The organism is Candidatus Babeliales bacterium (genome assembly GCA_041660205.1).
GTDB lineage: Bacteria > Babelota > Babeliae > Babelales > Chromulinivoraceae > JACPFN01.
Genome location: JBAZWT010000003.1, coordinates 24436 through 40769, shown reverse-complemented (window position 1 = coordinate 40769; position 16334 = coordinate 24436). Strand labels below are relative to the sequence as shown.

General features: G+C 36.7%; 15 protein-coding genes. 10 read left to right on the top strand and 5 right to left on the bottom strand.

Annotated features, from left to right (window positions below):
• Window positions 1–11: 11 nt before the first annotated feature.
• Together WC747_01470 and WC747_01465 are read right to left on the bottom strand one after the other, a co-directional pair.
• The gene (locus WC747_01470; GenBank protein MFA5998672.1) at window positions 12–1352 is read right to left on the bottom strand and encodes a potassium transporter TrkG; all 1341 of its coding nucleotides are present in this window, start codon (window positions 1350–1352) and stop codon (window positions 12–14) included.
• 108 nt (window positions 1353–1460) lie between these two features.
• Window positions 1461–2876, bottom strand: coding sequence for a glycine--tRNA ligase (locus WC747_01465; GenBank protein MFA5998671.1), 1416 nt, complete (start codon window positions 2874–2876; stop codon window positions 1461–1463).
• Window positions 2877–3044: 168 nt separating this feature from the next.
• Here WC747_01465 and WC747_01460 point away from each other — a divergent pair, with 168 nt between their 5' ends.
• The 3 genes from WC747_01460 (at window position 3045) to WC747_01450 (ending at window position 6429) form a co-directional block, all read left to right on the top strand.
• The gene (locus tag WC747_01460) at window positions 3045–3830 is read left to right on the top strand and encodes a hypothetical protein (protein ID MFA5998670.1); all 786 of its coding nucleotides are present in this window, start codon (window positions 3045–3047) and stop codon (window positions 3828–3830) included.
• Between the two features lie 189 nt (window positions 3831–4019).
• Window positions 4020–5654 (top strand): trypsin-like peptidase domain-containing protein, encoded by a 1635-nt coding sequence (locus WC747_01455; protein ID MFA5998669.1) that lies wholly within the window; start codon window positions 4020–4022, stop codon window positions 5652–5654.
• A 175-nt stretch (window positions 5655–5829) separates the two neighbouring features.
• Window positions 5830–6429, top strand: coding sequence for a hypothetical protein (locus WC747_01450; GenBank protein ID MFA5998668.1), 600 nt, complete (start codon window positions 5830–5832; stop codon window positions 6427–6429).
• Window positions 6430–6559: 130 nt separating this feature from the next.
• Here WC747_01450 and WC747_01445 read toward each other — a convergent pair whose 3' ends face one another.
• Window positions 6560–8281, bottom strand: coding sequence for a hypothetical protein (locus WC747_01445; protein ID MFA5998667.1), 1722 nt, complete (start codon window positions 8279–8281; stop codon window positions 6560–6562).
• 453 nt (window positions 8282–8734) lie between these two features.
• Window positions 8735–9004, bottom strand: a complete 270-nt coding sequence (locus WC747_01440) for a SemiSWEET family transporter (GenBank protein ID MFA5998666.1) — start codon at window positions 9002–9004, stop codon at window positions 8735–8737.
• Between the two features lie 169 nt (window positions 9005–9173).
• On the opposite strand from WC747_01440, the gene WC747_01435 reads away from it, so the two are divergent.
• Window positions 9174–9671: a hypothetical protein gene (locus WC747_01435; GenBank protein ID MFA5998665.1), complete on the top strand. Its 498-nt coding sequence runs from the start codon at window positions 9174–9176 to the stop codon at window positions 9669–9671.
• Window positions 9672–9752: 81 nt separating this feature from the next.
• Here WC747_01435 and WC747_01430 read toward each other — a convergent pair whose 3' ends face one another.
• On the bottom strand, window positions 9753–11408 hold the full coding sequence (locus tag WC747_01430; GenBank protein ID MFA5998664.1) for a hypothetical protein: 1656 nt from the start codon (window positions 11406–11408) through the stop codon (window positions 9753–9755).
• A gap of 160 nt (window positions 11409–11568) precedes the next feature.
• On the opposite strand from WC747_01430, the gene WC747_01425 reads away from it, so the two are divergent.
• Genes WC747_01425 through WC747_01400 form a run of 6 tightly spaced genes read left to right on the top strand, consistent with a single transcriptional unit; the run spans window position 11569 to window position 16158 of the window.
• Window positions 11569–12405: an undecaprenyl-diphosphate phosphatase gene (locus WC747_01425; GenBank protein MFA5998663.1), complete on the top strand. Its 837-nt coding sequence runs from the start codon at window positions 11569–11571 to the stop codon at window positions 12403–12405.
• A gap of 9 nt (window positions 12406–12414) precedes the next feature.
• The gene (locus WC747_01420) at window positions 12415–14754 is read left to right on the top strand and encodes a DNA translocase FtsK 4TM domain-containing protein (GenBank protein MFA5998662.1); all 2340 of its coding nucleotides are present in this window, start codon (window positions 12415–12417) and stop codon (window positions 14752–14754) included.
• A gap of 26 nt (window positions 14755–14780) precedes the next feature.
• The gene (locus WC747_01415) at window positions 14781–15020 is read left to right on the top strand and encodes a DUF433 domain-containing protein (GenBank protein MFA5998661.1); all 240 of its coding nucleotides are present in this window, start codon (window positions 14781–14783) and stop codon (window positions 15018–15020) included.
• Window positions 15021–15033: 13 nt separating this feature from the next.
• Window positions 15034–15393 carry a DUF5615 family PIN-like protein gene (locus WC747_01410; protein MFA5998660.1) on the top strand — a complete coding sequence of 120 codons (360 nt, stop codon included), beginning with the start codon at window positions 15034–15036 and terminating at the stop codon, window positions 15391–15393.
• Window positions 15394–15422: 29 nt separating this feature from the next.
• Window positions 15423–15791, top strand: coding sequence for a nucleotidyltransferase domain-containing protein (locus WC747_01405; GenBank protein ID MFA5998659.1), 369 nt, complete (start codon window positions 15423–15425; stop codon window positions 15789–15791).
• Window positions 15772–16158 carry a HEPN domain-containing protein gene (locus tag WC747_01400; GenBank protein MFA5998658.1) on the top strand — a complete coding sequence of 129 codons (387 nt, stop codon included), beginning with the start codon at window positions 15772–15774 and terminating at the stop codon, window positions 16156–16158. Before WC747_01405 ends, WC747_01400 begins: the two co-directional genes overlap by 20 nt.
• The last annotated feature ends 176 nt before the right edge of the window (window positions 16159–16334 follow it).

Here is a 16334-nt window from a genome sequence, read left to right as displayed (position 1 = left end):
GGTTAGGAAATTTACCCTAAAATAACATGTTCTTTTGGATACGAAATTTCTCGCTGTTCGCTAATACGTTTCATGCTTAAGATGAGTGCAAGCGCACCAATTCTACCAATAATCATAGAAAGAATTATAAAGCATTTTCCAAGAGAAGTCAGGAGTTCAATTGCTCCAATAAAAGTACCGTTGTTAGAAAATGCTGCAACAGTTCCAAATAAAATATCGATAAATTCCCACTTTGGCTCTGTGATCAGCAGGCAAAAGGTGATGATGACAATCCAAGATAAACTAAGTGCGATAATGGCCATAGCTTTATACACCTGATCATCAACGATATGACGTCCATAAAGTAGTGCATGTCTTTTTCCTTGAACTGCAGCTTTGATGACTCCAAGATAAATAGCAAAGACACTTGTTTTAATACCACTTCCTGTAGACAGTGGCGCTGATCCGATAAACATTGAAACCATGGATAAAACTAAAGTAGCTAGGTGTACCGTGGTAAACGAAATGAGGGCAAATCCAGTACTTTTCATAGCTATACCCGTAAACATGACGACGTACAACTTTTGGAAAAATGGCATATGAGCGAGAGTATGATTTCTTTCAATCATCCAGAAAAGAATTGATATCGTAACGCTGGTAAAAAGATACATGCGCAGTACTAATTTCGTATGCCAGCTAATGTATACTGGTGATGAGTTGCGTGAAATAAATTTTTTGCTTAGTTCATGCCACGTTACAAATCCGAGACCACCAATAATCATTAAAATCATCGTGGTAAAAATCATGAGTGGATTGTGGTTATATTCCAGCATTTTATCAGGAAATAAACTAAACCCTGCGTTACAAAACGATGCAACCGAATGAAAAACAGAAAGAAAGACGGCTTTTTTGAAAGGATAGGTTTGATACATCGTTGGAAATATAATGATTGCGCCTAAAAGTTCAGTTATTGCAGTAAGTTTTATGATGAAAAACAGCGTATGCTTTGTATCTTTAAAACTTTTTAGTGATAAAACTTCACTTGCAATTACTTGGGTATAAATCCCCAAATTGCTAAAGGTGTAGATAAAAACAAGGCTCAATGTCATGAGCCCTAGGCCACCTAGCTGCATCAGACAGAGCATTACAACATGTCCAAAATTGGTAAAATGTTCTATCGGAACGGTCATAAGTCCTGTCACTGTAGTCAGTGACGCAGAGGTGAAAAATAAATCGATAAGTGGAACAGACTCTACGCGCGATATTGGCAGTGCGAGCAGTAGCGTTCCCAGTCCTATCGAGATAATGAGTGATAAAAGAATCATATGTTGTGGATAATATTTCAGAAAATATCTGCCTTTGGTCGCTATCATTAAATTCCTTTTTTAAAAAATAATGTATGTATCATAATGATTCCTGACTTTATGAGTCAATCCCTTACAGGTCTTAGTGCTTTTTGTGTTTATGAAAGCAGAAGGTTTTCAAGATGGTTTTAATATATTTTCAAGATACTGGGCAGCTTGGTCTATTGCTATGCGTTCTTGTTTTCCGCTATCTCTGTGCCGCACGGTAACCATGTTGTCTTCAAGACTTTGGAAGTCGAATGTGAAACAAATTGGTGTTCCGATTTCATCTTGACGACGATACCTTTTTCCAATAGAACCACTATCGTCAAAATCAATATTGGTGAACTGTTTTTTCAAAGTTTTATACAGCGGCTCTGCGTTTTCAGATATTTTTTTAGTGAGTGGCAAAACTGCAGCTTTGATAGGAGCTATTGTTGGATGCAATTTTAAAAGAACTCGAGTTTCTCCATCCATCTCATCTTCGGTGTACGCATCAAAAAGCAAAGTTAAAAATAATCGGTCAACGCCTACAGATGTTTCAACCACTGTTGGAATTTCGCTTAGCCCAGTTTCTTGATCAAAGATTGCTAAATCTTTACCTGAGTGTTTGGAGTGTTGTGTTAAATCAAAGGTGCCACGATGAGCAATCCCTTCAAGTTCTTTAAATCCAAAAGGAAATTCATATTCAACGTCAATGGTACATTTGCTGTAATGAGAAAGTTTTTCTATAGGGTGTTGATACATTCTTATTTTGTTCATATCTAGACCGATTGAGCTGTAAAAAGCTTTGCGTTTTTCAACCCAAAATTCAAACGTTTCCATGCTGGTTGCGTCTTTGCAGAACCATTCAAGTTCCATTTGTTCAAATTCTCTCATACGGAATAGAAACTGCTTTGGAGTAATTTCATTTCGGAATGATTTACCGATTTGAGCAATACCAAAAGGTATTTTAGCGCGATTGGTTGTTAAAACATTTTTAAATTGTACAAATATAGTCTGTGCTGTTTCAGGTCGTAGGTAAGCTTTTGCGCTGTCGTCTTGCAGAGCGCCAAGCTGAGTTTGAAACATTAAATTGAAATCTCGAATGTCAGTCCAGGATTTTATTCCACATGAAGGACACGGTTTGTTGGTATCGATTTGATCATCGTCGGTACGAAATCTTTTTTTACAATTCATGCAGTCAATCATTGGATCATGAAAGTTTTCTACGTGACCTGAAGCGATCCACATTGCTTGTGGTCCAATGAGTGAACCATCTAAGAAAAATATGTCACCAAGTTCATTTTGAATAGATTTTTTCCAGGCATTTTTGATGTTTTCTTTCATCAAGTACCCAAGGTGTCCAAAATCATAGATACCATTGATCCCGCCATAAATATCAGCTGCGGGGAATACAAAGCCTTTTCTTTTGCACAAAGAGACAATCTTTTCAAGAGTAACTGGTTTTTCAAGAGTGACAGGAGAATGTGACATATCTATTTTACCTTTAAATACTACGTAGATCGTATTTTCATATCGTAGCATGAGCAACCGATTTGTAAATGTTTTCAAAATATTTTGCTTTTACTTACATTAATAAACACCTCTCCAAAACTTTATATTATGAGTGCATTGATCGATCTTGTTGGCTGTGATACTTTTTAAGTATGACTCTTGTTATTTGTACTGTGACTTTGGTTTACTGATTTTAATCGATTTCTTTTTATAAAAGGGGTGAAAATGAAAACTAGAATTAATTATTTTTTAGGAATTGCTGTAAGCATGTACTCAATAGTAATGTTTGCGCCAGGAGATATCGTAGATCCTGAAAATGAGCAACCAGAAAAAATCGTTTCTTTTGATGCAACACGTCAATCAAAAAGAAGGAATAGATGGCTTAATCATACTGTTGATTCTCGTAGAATATGGCAAGACCCTGCTCAGATAGTTGCCGAAGAATCAATGAAAAGGATGAATGTAAAACATCTTCCTATTGCTTTAAAATCTCAAGAAGAACGAGTTCGGCTTAAAGATAAAAAATTTGTAAACTTTGATGATAGTTCAACAACGTTTGTAGAGTCTGATGAACAATCTGCAGCAAAATCTGTTGCTTCGCCGGGAGTCTTTGAGGATCCACAAAAAGCTGCGCAAGATAATTATCTGTCTTTTAGTCCAATTCATAAAGCAACGCCTTACAGCGATGAAGAATTAAGTAAAAGACAAATTTCAGAGATTGATTTAGATGCTAGGCTTGCAAAACGTAAAAAAATGAATGAGCAAGCTAAAAAACGACGACAATTTCAGCAGCAAAAAGAAGAAAACATGACAGAAGAAGAAATGGCTAAATTTTGGGAAGCATCGGAGCAAAATTCTGTTAAGGCATATAAAAAAGTACAACAAAAAGTAGCACAAGAAATGAAAGATGAAGAATTAAAAAAACAATTGAAGCAGCAAGGGCCAGCGCCAACAGGAGGAGTCAGGAGAATTATTAAAGAGAATGATTCAAAACCAATTTGGACAACTTAGCGAAGAAAGCATTGTTGACATGGTGGTAAGCTTCATAGTAATGGTATATCGATATAATTATTGATATATCAATGTGATGAATTGATTGAAATAACCAGTGATAAATTCACTGGTTATTTTTTTGGTTTTATTTAGACTCAGCTTCTATAAATAAGTATCATAAACATATGAAAAAACAGGAGAAATCGTATGAAGGTGTTAGATGGTATTTTAAGTCTTAGCATGATCGTGCTGTGTTGTATCATTGGATATTTTTTCCATACAACATACGTACATTTTGCCCATATTGAAAAGTCGATCAATTCGCTTCAAGAAACAATCAATGCTCAAGATGGTTTGGTAAAAAATCCAGAAAATTCAACTACAAATTCTTTAAATGATGCATGTAAAACTGCAGCTTCTTCTCAGCTGTGGTTAAAGCTTCAAAAAGGTGTACAAAACACTGTTGTTCAGCTTATGGTGACCAATGCTGAGCAGAACGTATTGCAACCGTATAAAGTTCCTCAGCCGGGTCAATGCAGCGGATCTGGGTTTATAATGAGTGAAGAGGGTGAAATTATTACCAATGCACATGTGGTCAACGGTGCAACGTCTATCATGGTGCAAATGCCTGCGTTTGGAAAACATCAATTCGAAGTAGATTTTGTTGGAATCATGCCTGAAAAAGATTTTGCTCTCGTAAAATTACGACCGGATGACATAGAATTAATTAAAACCACTCTAGGGAAAGTGCCTTGTTTGGCGTTGGGCGATTCTGATAATGTCATGCGTTCTCAAGAAATTATAGCACTTGGATATCCGTTAGGTCAGCAATCACTTAAAAGTACAACAGGGGTGATAAGTGGTCGTGAATCTGGAATGATTCAAATGAGTGCTCCTATCAACCCTGGAAGCTCTGGTGGTCCATCACTTGATTGCTTTGGGCATGTGATAGGGATTAACACTGCTGGTATCGTTACGGCGCAAAACGTTGGGTACATTATTCCTATTAAGGACGTCAAAATTTTCTTAAAAGACTTACGAGCAGGCGGGTTAGTCCGCAAACCATACATTGGCGTGTATCAATCTATGGCTACAGAGGATTTGTTAAAAGCTTTAGGAAATCCACTTCCTGGTGGTACGTACATTGTTGATGTGTTAACGGATAGTCCTTTGTATGGACAACTCAAGCCTGGCGATATGATCTATGAAATTAATGGTGTACCGGTTGATTTGTATGGTGAGATGGTTGTGCCGTGGAGTGAAGATAAGGTTTCAACAGCAGAGTATGTTGCTCGTCTGCCGGTTGGCCATAAAGTTTCTCTGGTTGTGTATCGCAAAGGTACAAAAAAGAATTTTTCATGCACACTTGATCGCAAAAAATTAATACCGATTCGACAAGTGTTTACAGCGTATGAAGAGTTGCCCTATGAAGCTTTTGGTGGCTATGTGGTTATGCCGTTGATTTTAAATCATTTGCCTCATTTACTTCCGGTGATGCCAACGCTTGCAAAATACGGTGAAGATAAAATGCAGGGCGAATCTGTTTTAGTGGTGACGCACGTGATGCCTGATTCTCCAGCACATCGAGCACGACTGCGCATTGTTGGTTCAGTGCTGAAAAAAGTAAACGGTCAAGATGTTAAAACTTTGCAAGATCTCAGAAATGCATTATTGAAATCTGGCGATATAATTACGATTGAAACAACTGATAATCTTTTAATTGCTTTGTCAAAAGAGAAAGTATTAAAAGCTGAACGTAATCTTTCGCAAACGTTTGGTTACCCTGTGACATCAGGCATGGAGCAGTTAATGAAAAAGGAAGAAGAGAAGGCTAAAAAATAACTCGTCTCTGTGTGAAAAATTATATTGATTTTCAAAAAATGCGCCTTTGAATAAAGGTGCATTTTTTGCTTTTAAGCTGACTTTTTTCATATAAAACTTTATGTTTCATGTGACATTTTTATAAGATACGTTAATCTAAAATATATATGTTTCAACAAAAACAAAGGGTCACTTTATGAAAAAGCTTATAGCCATATTTTTATTATGTGCCTACGATTCGATTGTACTAAGTTCATTAGATGATCAGTTTGGTAGACTGAAAAGGACACGTTCGAGTTGTGCTTTGTTTGATTTAGATCCTAAGAAAACAGCGGAAGCACCATTTAAATTAGAAAATTTTATAAAAGTAGAAGATGGTTCCGACATTGATGGTTCTGATGTTGATGAGATTGATATTGATGGCTCTGATACTGATGGTTCCGATATGGATGTACCTACAGTTGAGAGAACAGCAGCTGAATGGGACCTTTTACGCTTTGCTCAGTTAAGAAAGCGTACGGATCTTGATGCAATATGGCTTAAAAATGAAGAGCAAAAAAATATAAATCAAGTCGCAGTATCTTCTCAAAGTAGAAATGCTTCTCCTTCTGGTATAGCGGAATCATCAAAAAATAATTCTTTTCCGCAATCAAGATCAGGTACAGCAGTACCGGTACCAACTCCTCGTTTTCAAGAATCTATGAAAACTCCAATTATGGTATCACCAATTATGACAATGCCAATTGTATGTTCTGCGGTTGCAGCTACACAATTTGCAATAGATAAAAAATCATAAAGTATCAATAAAAAACGTATGTAAAAAAAATCACCCGTCAGAAAAAAATTTCTGACGGGTGGTACTTGTTTTAACTCTTAGCGTTTAATTTTATTATTTAAACAACTAATATGAGACTAGAAAGCATGTATTAGAATGCAATTCCGCCTTGAAGACCAACATTCCAGAGGTTTACAGCTGAATTTTTCAAATGTGTAAATTCATAACCGCCTGAAATTGCTAGATATGGGCTGTAGTCTGAATCTGTCCAAGTGTGTTGAACTTGTGCAAATGGTTTGCTTGTGTAATCAGCATGAGCACGTTGACCTTGTATGTTCAACGCATCAAGTGCATCTTCAGGAAGACGATTTGATACGTTTGTCGCGTCAACAATTGTTGTATCATTTGCACGCTCAGCTCTAGGTAAAGATTTACCAATTGTTGCACATGGCTCTGCAAGGTTTATGAGTGATCCTTGAAGGCTATACGGTGTTTGACGACCTAGAACAGCATATTCACTAAAGTCTGTTGATCCTGGGCATGAGCAATCAAGGCATATTTTTTCACATGATCTGCCCCAGCCTTCATAACCAACCATAAAGCTCCAGTTACACCAGTGGAAATCAAAACCAAGAGCGAAGTTTCCTTCAACTGCAAAAGTTGATTCTATTCCAATTGTAGTGATATTAACTGCGTTTTGGATTGAGTTTTGGAAAGTCGTTCCTGCATATTTAGCAACGAGTAGGTATTTAGAACCAGCTCCGTTTGCTAAGTCAAATGAACGGCAATGTTTAGATCTGAAAAGGTGCATTGCTGTACCATCTAACCATAGATCAAAATGTTTTTCATCTGTGTCTGATTCCCATGCTCTCCAGTGACCAAGGATAGATCCCCCAGCACCCCAGTGACCGTTACGGCCAAAGATTGGTTCTAGAACATAAGTACCATCAGCTTTGTTTCCTGTTGGAGCACTGAAAGTAACAGCTATGCCAAGGTGTTTGCACTCATCAGCATAAACGTTGTAACCAAAAGAAGCTTCTAAGTCACCGAATTGTGCAGACGATGTACGTGCGCAATCTCCGATACGACCTTTTTGCATCTTTTTCAAGAATCCAGCTTCTTCTTGACCATTAAAAGCTTGTGCAATGTTTTCGTATGGAGCAGCGATATCACCAGCAGCAATAGTTCCTAAGGCACCAGCAGGATAATCTACTGAAGTTAAATCTTCATTAGAATATGTTAAAACTGGGTTAATGCTGATAACACCAACTGGTGCATGCGCTCTTAACCAGAAACCACGTTCTGAGCGATGAGCTCCAAAGTATACTAAGAAATCAGCACCTGTTTGGTACACTCGTGGATCAAGTTGAACAGTTCCGTTTGTTGTGACAGGACCCATACCCATTTGGTATACGTCAAGGTCATAAGAACCGCTGTTATCACCAAGTGTCATTTGGTTGCTGTATGTTGCGTCAGTGTTTGCTGCGATATCACCTGAAGCTACAATGTGCTGCGATGACCAGAAAGGTACAGAACCTAAGCTTTTGCAGCAAGAAGAAACTTCGGCACAACAGTTGTTACGGCTTTGGTTTGATTGATATTCGAAACCAACACCGAATGTACCATGCCAGCTTTCTTCGTCATCCATAGGCGCCCAAGCATTTTTTTCAAGCATAATGTTACGAGCAGCGCTTACTGAGAAAGCATGAGGCTGCCAAAGGTTTTGGCTGTTTGTGCAGCCAGTAGGACAACCTTGGCATTCAGAGTTATCAACTCTGTTACAAGTGATAGCTGTTGATGTTTCTTGTGCCGCGATTGTTACTGAACAAAGTAATGCGGCAATTGAAAAAAACCGCTTTAAGTTTTGATTCATAGGACTCCTTTAATGATATAAAAATATTTTTGAAATACTTTTTTTGAGACTCTTTGTTGTGAGATTTAAAGCATGTATTCTTTATTTACTCTCCGAAATCCTCCTTTCATCTACTTCTTCTTTAACTTTTTTAGTGAATTTTCAAGTTTATTTTTTTTGACTTTAAATTCGGCACCATCATAACACTTGAAATTTAAACTTGTAAAGTACTTTGTCGATCTGGCCTGATGATCGATGATATTTTGCTTTATAAAGTGTGTATTAATAGGCTTTTTTATTTTTATAAATTTGTTAAAAAAGATTTTTTTAGAAAAACAAGAGACGGATTTTGAATGCATCTGCGTTTCGGTCTGTTTGATAAGTTTATAACTTGGGTATTTGGTGCACGAAAAAACGGCCTTTTTAGAAAAAAATTCTAAAAAGGCCGTTTTTATTAATGTTTTTATAGGTATTTTAGCTATAGATAAATATCATTGCTAAGCACACTGATCCGGCAATGGCACCAAATGCATTGGCTCTCATTAAAATTGGATTTCCAATTAAATATCCATAAAAAGACCAGCTACATGTTGAAATAAAAGCACTTAAAAAACCTAAAAGTGAAACGTCAGAGCTGCATCCTGTTTGCCAAATTCTATTTGCTTGAAATACAAAAACTAACTGCCCTACAAAGCCTATTACGTACATATAGTGTTTGTAATAAAGCAAAAATTTTTCTTTCATTTTTTTCTATTATTTTTTAAATCGTATCAAATTTACGTCGTATACAGATTATTTTTTAGGTATGCCTAAAAACAATAGATTATGCAACCATTGATTTTAACCCAATAGAAAGTTTAAGCTTAAACTAAAGATTTGAGTTTTTGTGGAAATAATGCTGGAGGGTATGGGTATGAATTCTTTTTTTAAAACTGAAATTGTAAAAAAACATATAATACTTAGTCTGTTTTTTTGCATTTCAAGTAGCCAACTACTTATGCCATTTTTTAGTTGCTGCAAAGATGAACCTCCTAAGCGTTCAAAAGAATTGCCTTTAATAGAATGGATTAAAGAAGATAACGCAGAAGTGCAAAAAAATACTTTAGAAACTCAGCAAGAACCTAGTGTCTCTCAACAAGAAATGCGTGAAGTTCAAGAAGAAATTAAATTAACGAAAGCTAGTTTACTAAAAGTGCAAGAAGAACTTTCATTGATGCAAAAAGAACGTAAAGCTGAGCAAGAACATAAAGCAGAGCAAGAACGTAAGGCAGAGCAAAAACGTAAGGCAGAGCAAAAAGTTATAGAAAAAAAAGTTTCATCAAACTCACTACCTGACAGGGTTCCTTGGGAATATGATAACCATACACAGTTACCACACTGCCCGCTTGGTTCAAGATCATCAAATGTATGACCTATGGCTTAAAGAACTAAAAAACACAAAAAAGGATTCTTGTTTAAAAACAAGAATCCTTTTTGCATAAAAATCTATTTTTTAGAAGGTAATTCCGCCTTGAACGCTAATATTCCAGAGATTGACAGCTGAATTTTTCAGATGGGTGAATTCATACCCACCGGAAACTCCAACGTATGGAATGTAGCAATAATCTTTCCATGTATATTGAATTTGTCCAAAGGGTTTGCTTGTGTAAGCAGCATGGGCACGTTGAGCGTCTATGTTTAAAACATCATTGCCGTCTTGAGGTAATCGATTTGATGCATTTGTTGCGAGAACAATTCCTGTTGATGGTGCTGGCACGACCTCTACTCGGTCTAGAGATTTGCCAATTTTTGCTAAAGGCTCGCAAAGATCAAGCGTTGCACCAAGTGATGTGTATGGAGATTGGCGACCTAAAACTGCATATTGATTATAATCAATTGCTCCTGGAATTGTGCAATCAATGCTTAATTTTTCACACGATCTGCCCCAGCCTTCATAGCCAACCATAAAGCTCCAGTTTCTGTGATGGAAATCAAAGCCAAGTGCAAAGTTTCCTTCAACAGCAAACGTTGAACCTATTTCAATGGTGGTAATGTTTACTGCGTTTTGAATTGAGTTTTGAAAAACGTTTCCTGAATATTTAGCAACGAGTAGATATTTAGAACCAAGTCCGTTTGCGGTTAAATCAAATGAACGAATATGATTTGATTTGAAAAGGTGCATTGCCATACCGTCAAACCACAGGGCAGCGTACGTGTCATCAGTGTCACACTGCCAAAAATCCCAATGACCAATCAATTCTCCGCCAATACCACCATGACCATTGCGGCCAAAAATTGGCTGAAGGATATCAATACCATCAGCTTTGTTTCCAGTTGGAAAGCATACTCGCGCGCCGATACCAAGATGTTTTTTTTCATCAGCTATGACATTGTAACCAAAAGCAAATTCCAAATCTCCAAAGTGAGCCTGAGAAATACGTTTGCAATCGATGCGACCGAAGACCATTTGTTGTAAAAATCCTGTCGATGTGTCACTTGCAAAAGCATCTGCAATGTTAGCAAATGGAGCAGCTGTTTCTGTGGTTGCAGCAAGAGTACCAATTGGATACGCTACTGACTCTAAAGATGTAGCGTATGAAAGCAGTGGATTAAGAGCTGTGACACCAATTGGTGCTTTCAGTTTCATCCACCAACCACGCTCATCACGTTGACTCCCGAGGTACAGTAAAAAGTCTGCGCCGGCTTGATAGATAACAGGGTTAAGTGTAATGGTACCAGTTGTTGTGACAGGACCCATACCCATTTGGTATACGTCTAGGTCGCTTCCACTTTTGTTGCTACCAAGAGTCATTTGATTGCTGAAAAATGGTTCACCATTTTGTGATGCCCAGAAAGGCATAGACCCTAAACTTTTACAACACGCTACAGGCTCGCACGAACAGTTTTTGCCACTTCTATTTGTTTGAAAATCAACACCAACGCCAAACGTACCAAACCAGTCTTCTCGGTAATCAGCAGAAGCCCAAGCTTGTTTTTCTAAAATAGTTTCGCGTGACATGCTGGTACCAAATGCGTGAGGTTGCAAAAGGTTTTGACTTTGAGTGCAACCCGTTGGACATGGTGTGTCGCATGGTTTTTCTTTTGGTTCAGTTAGTATTGAACACAGTAATCCGGATAGAATTAAAAATCGCTTTAAGTTTTGCTTCATATGAATCCTTTTTATTGTTGGTTACATAAATCGGCTCTATCATAGCACTTGAAAATTAAAGGTGCAAAGCATTTGGTTATGATTATTTTTATCATTTCATGTACTCAGCATCTAAAAATTGTTATCTTTTTTTATCTGATAAAATAAATAAAACGTTTGTGTGAAAAAAGGTTTTGCCGTGTTGCTTTATGTGTGGATTTTGATGCAAATCATGATTGAAAGTTTGCCAGTAAGTAGTTCTAGCCATGTTACCTTAGTGCAAAAAATATTTGAAAAATATGGCTACAGCCCAGACACTTTTACGCAATCTTGGGTGATTGATTTTATACTTCATGGCCCAACCATGGTGATTTTACTAGTTTATTTTTTTAAGCCATGGTGGAAAATGGTATTTGGCCAAAGATCTATCGATTTCAAAATATTTTTACAAAAGAGTACGTGGCAATCTTTGGCTGCTCCTTTAATCTTTATTGGTATTGCTGATTTTATCACCGTTATTTTTTGGTGGTCAGGAATTGCTCAGTCTTTTTTTATAACACATTATTTTTTACCAGTTGGGTTTATGTTCACTGCAATTATTTTATACAGCTCCTCACGAGCGTCTGTGACAAGATCTGTGAATTGGTCCTTTAAAGATGCAGTTATAATAGGATGCGCGCAAGCCATAAGTTTGCTGCCCGGAATTTCTCGATTTGCGTCAACGTATGGCGCTGGAAGACTTTTGTGTAGGTATGACGCTTCGACATCGTTTGCTCTATCATTTTTAATTCAGCTTCCTTTAATTGGTGCTGGTTTTATAAAAGGTCTGATTGCTGTGCAAAAATATCCAGAACTTATGATAAAACTATTTTCTTTCAAAGCTCTTCTTGTTATGGTGATTGCAAGTTTGTTAAGTTACGGATTGTTGTGCCTGGTTGGTAGTTTGATACAAAAAAATAAATTGTATTATTTTGCTTTTTACATGATGATTCCAATCATTTTAAGTTTAATTTTGTAAAGGTGTTTGATGAAACAAAAATTGATTGCTTACTTTAAACATTATGCTCGTTTGTACGGTCCACTATGTATCATGATTTTATTGACCATCATTGTTTCAGTTTCATTAAAGTCGTTTCGACCTGACGATGTTTCATTTTTTTACCACGCGACGGGTGGCACGTGTCGCAATACTCTTGGTTATTTTGGAGCAACGCTTGCAGCATTTTTGGTCTATCTTTTGGGAACTCCGGCATACTTTGTTCCATTTTTAATGATGTATAGTTTGCTTTTTATGAGTGGATACAAAAACGCTTCGCAGGAACTAGACCGCATTATTGGTTTGGTTTTTTTTGTTGCACTGTCGAGTGCAACGTGTCAATTTTATGAAATTGGATACTATCAGTTCAGTGGTGCTGGAGGCGTGGTCGGATCGATTGTGATGTCATTTCTTTCATCATTTGATACAACCTTAAAAGGTATTGTTTTATGGACGCTCCTTTTTGCTTCGAGCATTTTAGTATTGCGATTTGCTCATTTGATAGTTGCTCGTTGGATTTTAACAGGGTTGCAATCTTTTTTCTCATATGTTTCAAAAGTTGACAATTTTCCAGCTCGTTTAGTCAGAGCAATTGCAACAACTATTTCTATGATATGTTTGGGTATTGCTCAATCATTTCGATGGGCATACCAGTTGCTTAAAGGATCAATGATTACAAATTCAGATCAGTCAATTATGGAATTTGAACAAGATGAAGAATTAATCGATAAAGATGTAGACCTTTTGCTGCAGGATTTGTTTGGTGTGCAGCCTGAGCTTGAAAATCTTGAAGAAGTTCAGCAGCATGCATCTTTAGAAAATTCATCGAGCGAAGGCTTATCGAGCGACAGTTTGTCAAACGAAGGTTTGTCTGAAAATGTTTTTGGCTCTACGGTAAAAGCAGAAGTTGCGCAGAAAGTTGTTCGCCCTAAATCGTATGCATTACCAGACATTGAAAAAATGTTAGTGCAAGGAACAACTACAACCCATCATGAAATTGATCGCAATGCTCTGGCTGAGCATTCTGCAATTTTAGAAGAAAAATTGGCTCTTTTTGGCGTGCGTGGAAAAGTGATGAGAATTCATCCAGGACCGGTCATTACACTTTTTGAATACAAACCAGAAAGTCACATTAAACTTAGTAAAATTTTAGGCCTTGAAGATGATTTAGCTATGGCGCTCCAGGCTCTCAACATTCGAATTCTTGCTCCAATTCCAGGCAAAGATGTGGTTGGTTTTGAAGTTGCAAATAAAGTCAGAAACTCTGTTTTACTTTCAAATCTTTTTCATGGAACTGCGTGGACAAAATTTAAAGGTCATTTGCCTTTAATTTTGGGTGAAGATACGTATGGAAATCATATCGTGGTTGATTTAGCAAGTATGCCTCATCTTTTAATTGCGGGATCAACTGGTTCAGGTAAATCGGTTGCGTTAAACTGTATGTTGGTGTCACTACTGTGTGCTAAAAAACCTGATGAATTAAAATTGATTATTGTCGATCCAAAACAAATAGAATTTACGGCGTACGAACGAGTTGCGCATTTATTGTTCCCTATCATTACTGACAGTAAAAAAGCTGTACCAGTTTTAAAATGGGTAGTTATGACAATGGAAGAGCGGTATCAGCGTATGGCTGAACTCGGCGCGAAAAATATTTTTGATTATCAAAGATTGATGACTGAAAATTCTGATTTAGAAAAAATGCCGTTTATCGTTGTAATCATTGATGAACTTGCTGATTTAATGATGACGACAGGAAAAGATGCAGAAGATTTGATTGCTCGTATTGCGCAAATGTCTCGAGCTGCAGGGATTCATATGATTGTTGCAACGCAGCGACCATCAGTTGATGTGATTACTGGACTTATAAAAGTTAACTTTCCAAATAGAATTTCGTTTAAAGTAACGTCAAAAGTTGACTCTCGAACTATTTTAGATGAAATGGGAGCGGAACGACTGCTCGGTAAAGGGGATATGCTTTTTATTGATGCAAAAGATCCTCAAATACGCCGTGTTCATGGAGCGTATGTTTCTGATAAAGAAGTGCATTATTTAGTAAAACACATCGAAGCTCAACAGCCTCCAGAATTTTTAGATGTTGCCGATATGTTTGTAACTGAAGCTGAATCTGCGTTGTTTGAAACAGATCAAGATCTTTTTCAACAAGTTGCCGATATGCTACGCGACTGTGATGAGATTTCAATTTCGATGATTCAACGTCGCTTTAGAATTGGGTACAATCGCTCCGCACGAATTGTCGAAACGCTTGAAGCGCGTGGGTTGATTATGCCAAGTGATGGTGGCAAAATGCGTAGAGTTATAAAAGATTAAAAAATAAAATTGAGGTGTTTAAAATTATGGCAACAAATAATATCTTACAAAGAATTATTATTGATCCAAATATTATGGTTGGTAAGCCGGTTATTAAAGGTACTCGGTTAACCGTAGAGCTTATTTTGGGGTTGCTTGGACAGGGCGAAACGATTGAAAAACTTTTACAAGAATATCCAAGGTTAAGCAAAGAAGATATTTTTGCATGTCTCTTGTTTGCGCAACAGGCTATTGGTAATGTAACTTTTATGCCTATGTTTAAATAAAAAAAGGGTGGCTATGAAGTTTCTTGTAGATGAAAATCTTGGTTCTTCGATTTCGAAATGGTTACGTCAGCAAGGACATGATGTTGTCTGCATAGGGACAGACTTTTCCGGAATTGATGATGCAGCTGTGTTGAAAAAAGCTTATGATGAACATAGAATTTTAATAACTTGTGATACTGATTTTGGCACGCTTGTTTTTAAAGATCAACAGAGACATTATGGTATTATATTGCTGCGAATGACAAATATGAAGTTTGATAAAATTATAAGTTTTTTGATTAAAGTTCTTGATCAGTGTCAAAATGAGCTGGCAAATAATTTTGTTGTTGCTAGCGATAATGGAATTCGTGTTATCGGGTCAGTGTTGCATTAGAAATTAAAAAACTTTATCGGATAGAAAATATGAAAAAAAATATGTCACCAGAGCAATTTCAGGAAATGTTTAAAGTTACCCCTGAAAAAGTTGCCCAAGTAGTTCATAAGCTGGTTGCTACGTACAATCCTATTAGTATTTATGCTTTTGGATCATACGCAAGTGGCAAATATGACGATGAAAGTGATTTTGATGTTATGACGGTGATTGATGAGTATGATGATAAGCCTTGGAGAGTTATAGCTCGAGGTTATGGTGAGTTGCACGGAATACAGATGCCCATTGATTTATTAGTCTACGATCTCAGTAAGTTTGAAGAATGTAAAAAAGATTCAACAAGCTTTTGTCATACGATTTTAAAAACAGGGAAGTTGTTGTATGAAAGAAAAAAGTCTTAAATGGTTGAAGTTTGCAAAAGATGATTTTGAAGTGGGACAAGCCACACTCATAACATTTAGGGATAGATATGCAGGGATTGTTGCCTATCATTGTCAACAATCGGCAGAAAAAGGATTGAAGGGTTTTTTAGTATTGCGTGGACAACTGATTCCTAAATCCCACAATCTTAATGTGTTGCTCGAGCAGTGCGAAATATTAGATGCTGATTTTAAAAATATTCGAATTCAAGCAGATCGTCTAAATCCATTTTCTGTTCAAACTTGCTACCCAGATGATGTTTGTTCTCATTTGACATATGAAGAAGCAGAAGAATTATTGAATTATAGCAAACAAATTATTGAACTGATTGAAAGTAAAATTATTTAAAGTAATTGTTGAAACGCTTGAAGCACGAGGTTTAATTATGCCAAGTGATGGCGGAAAAATGCGTAGAGTTATAAAAGATTAATGTTGAGCTCTGTTGCGTTATTCTTGACAAAATCTTTAAAAAACGACATTTTTTCGATATAATCTTTAAATAAGTATAAAATCAAAAACGTTTG

Coding starts and splice junctions, on each gene's coding strand:
- WC747_01435 (MFA5998665.1), top strand. CDS start 9,174: ATGAATTCTTTTTTTAAAACTGAAATTGTAAAAAAACATATAATACTT.
- WC747_01430 (MFA5998664.1), bottom strand. CDS start 11,408: ATGAAGCAAAACTTAAAGCGATTTTTAATTCTATCCGGATTACTGTGT.
- WC747_01455 (MFA5998669.1), top strand. CDS start 4,020: ATGAAGGTGTTAGATGGTATTTTAAGTCTTAGCATGATCGTGCTGTGT.
- WC747_01420 (MFA5998662.1), top strand. CDS start 12,415: ATGAAACAAAAATTGATTGCTTACTTTAAACATTATGCTCGTTTGTAC.
- WC747_01400 (MFA5998658.1), top strand. CDS start 15,772: ATGAAAGAAAAAAGTCTTAAATGGTTGAAGTTTGCAAAAGATGATTTT.
- WC747_01440 (MFA5998666.1), bottom strand. CDS start 9,004: ATGAAAGAAAAATTTTTGCTTTATTACAAACACTATATGTACGTAATA.
- WC747_01470 (MFA5998672.1), bottom strand. CDS start 1,352: ATGATAGCGACCAAAGGCAGATATTTTCTGAAATATTATCCACAACAT.
- WC747_01410 (MFA5998660.1), top strand. CDS start 15,034: ATGAAGTTTCTTGTAGATGAAAATCTTGGTTCTTCGATTTCGAAATGG.
- WC747_01450 (MFA5998668.1), top strand. CDS start 5,830: ATGAAAAAGCTTATAGCCATATTTTTATTATGTGCCTACGATTCGATT.
- WC747_01460 (MFA5998670.1), top strand. CDS start 3,045: ATGAAAACTAGAATTAATTATTTTTTAGGAATTGCTGTAAGCATGTAC.
- WC747_01415 (MFA5998661.1), top strand. CDS start 14,781: ATGGCAACAAATAATATCTTACAAAGAATTATTATTGATCCAAATATT.
- WC747_01405 (MFA5998659.1), top strand. CDS start 15,423: ATGAAAAAAAATATGTCACCAGAGCAATTTCAGGAAATGTTTAAAGTT.
- WC747_01445 (MFA5998667.1), bottom strand. CDS start 8,281: ATGAATCAAAACTTAAAGCGGTTTTTTTCAATTGCCGCATTACTTTGT.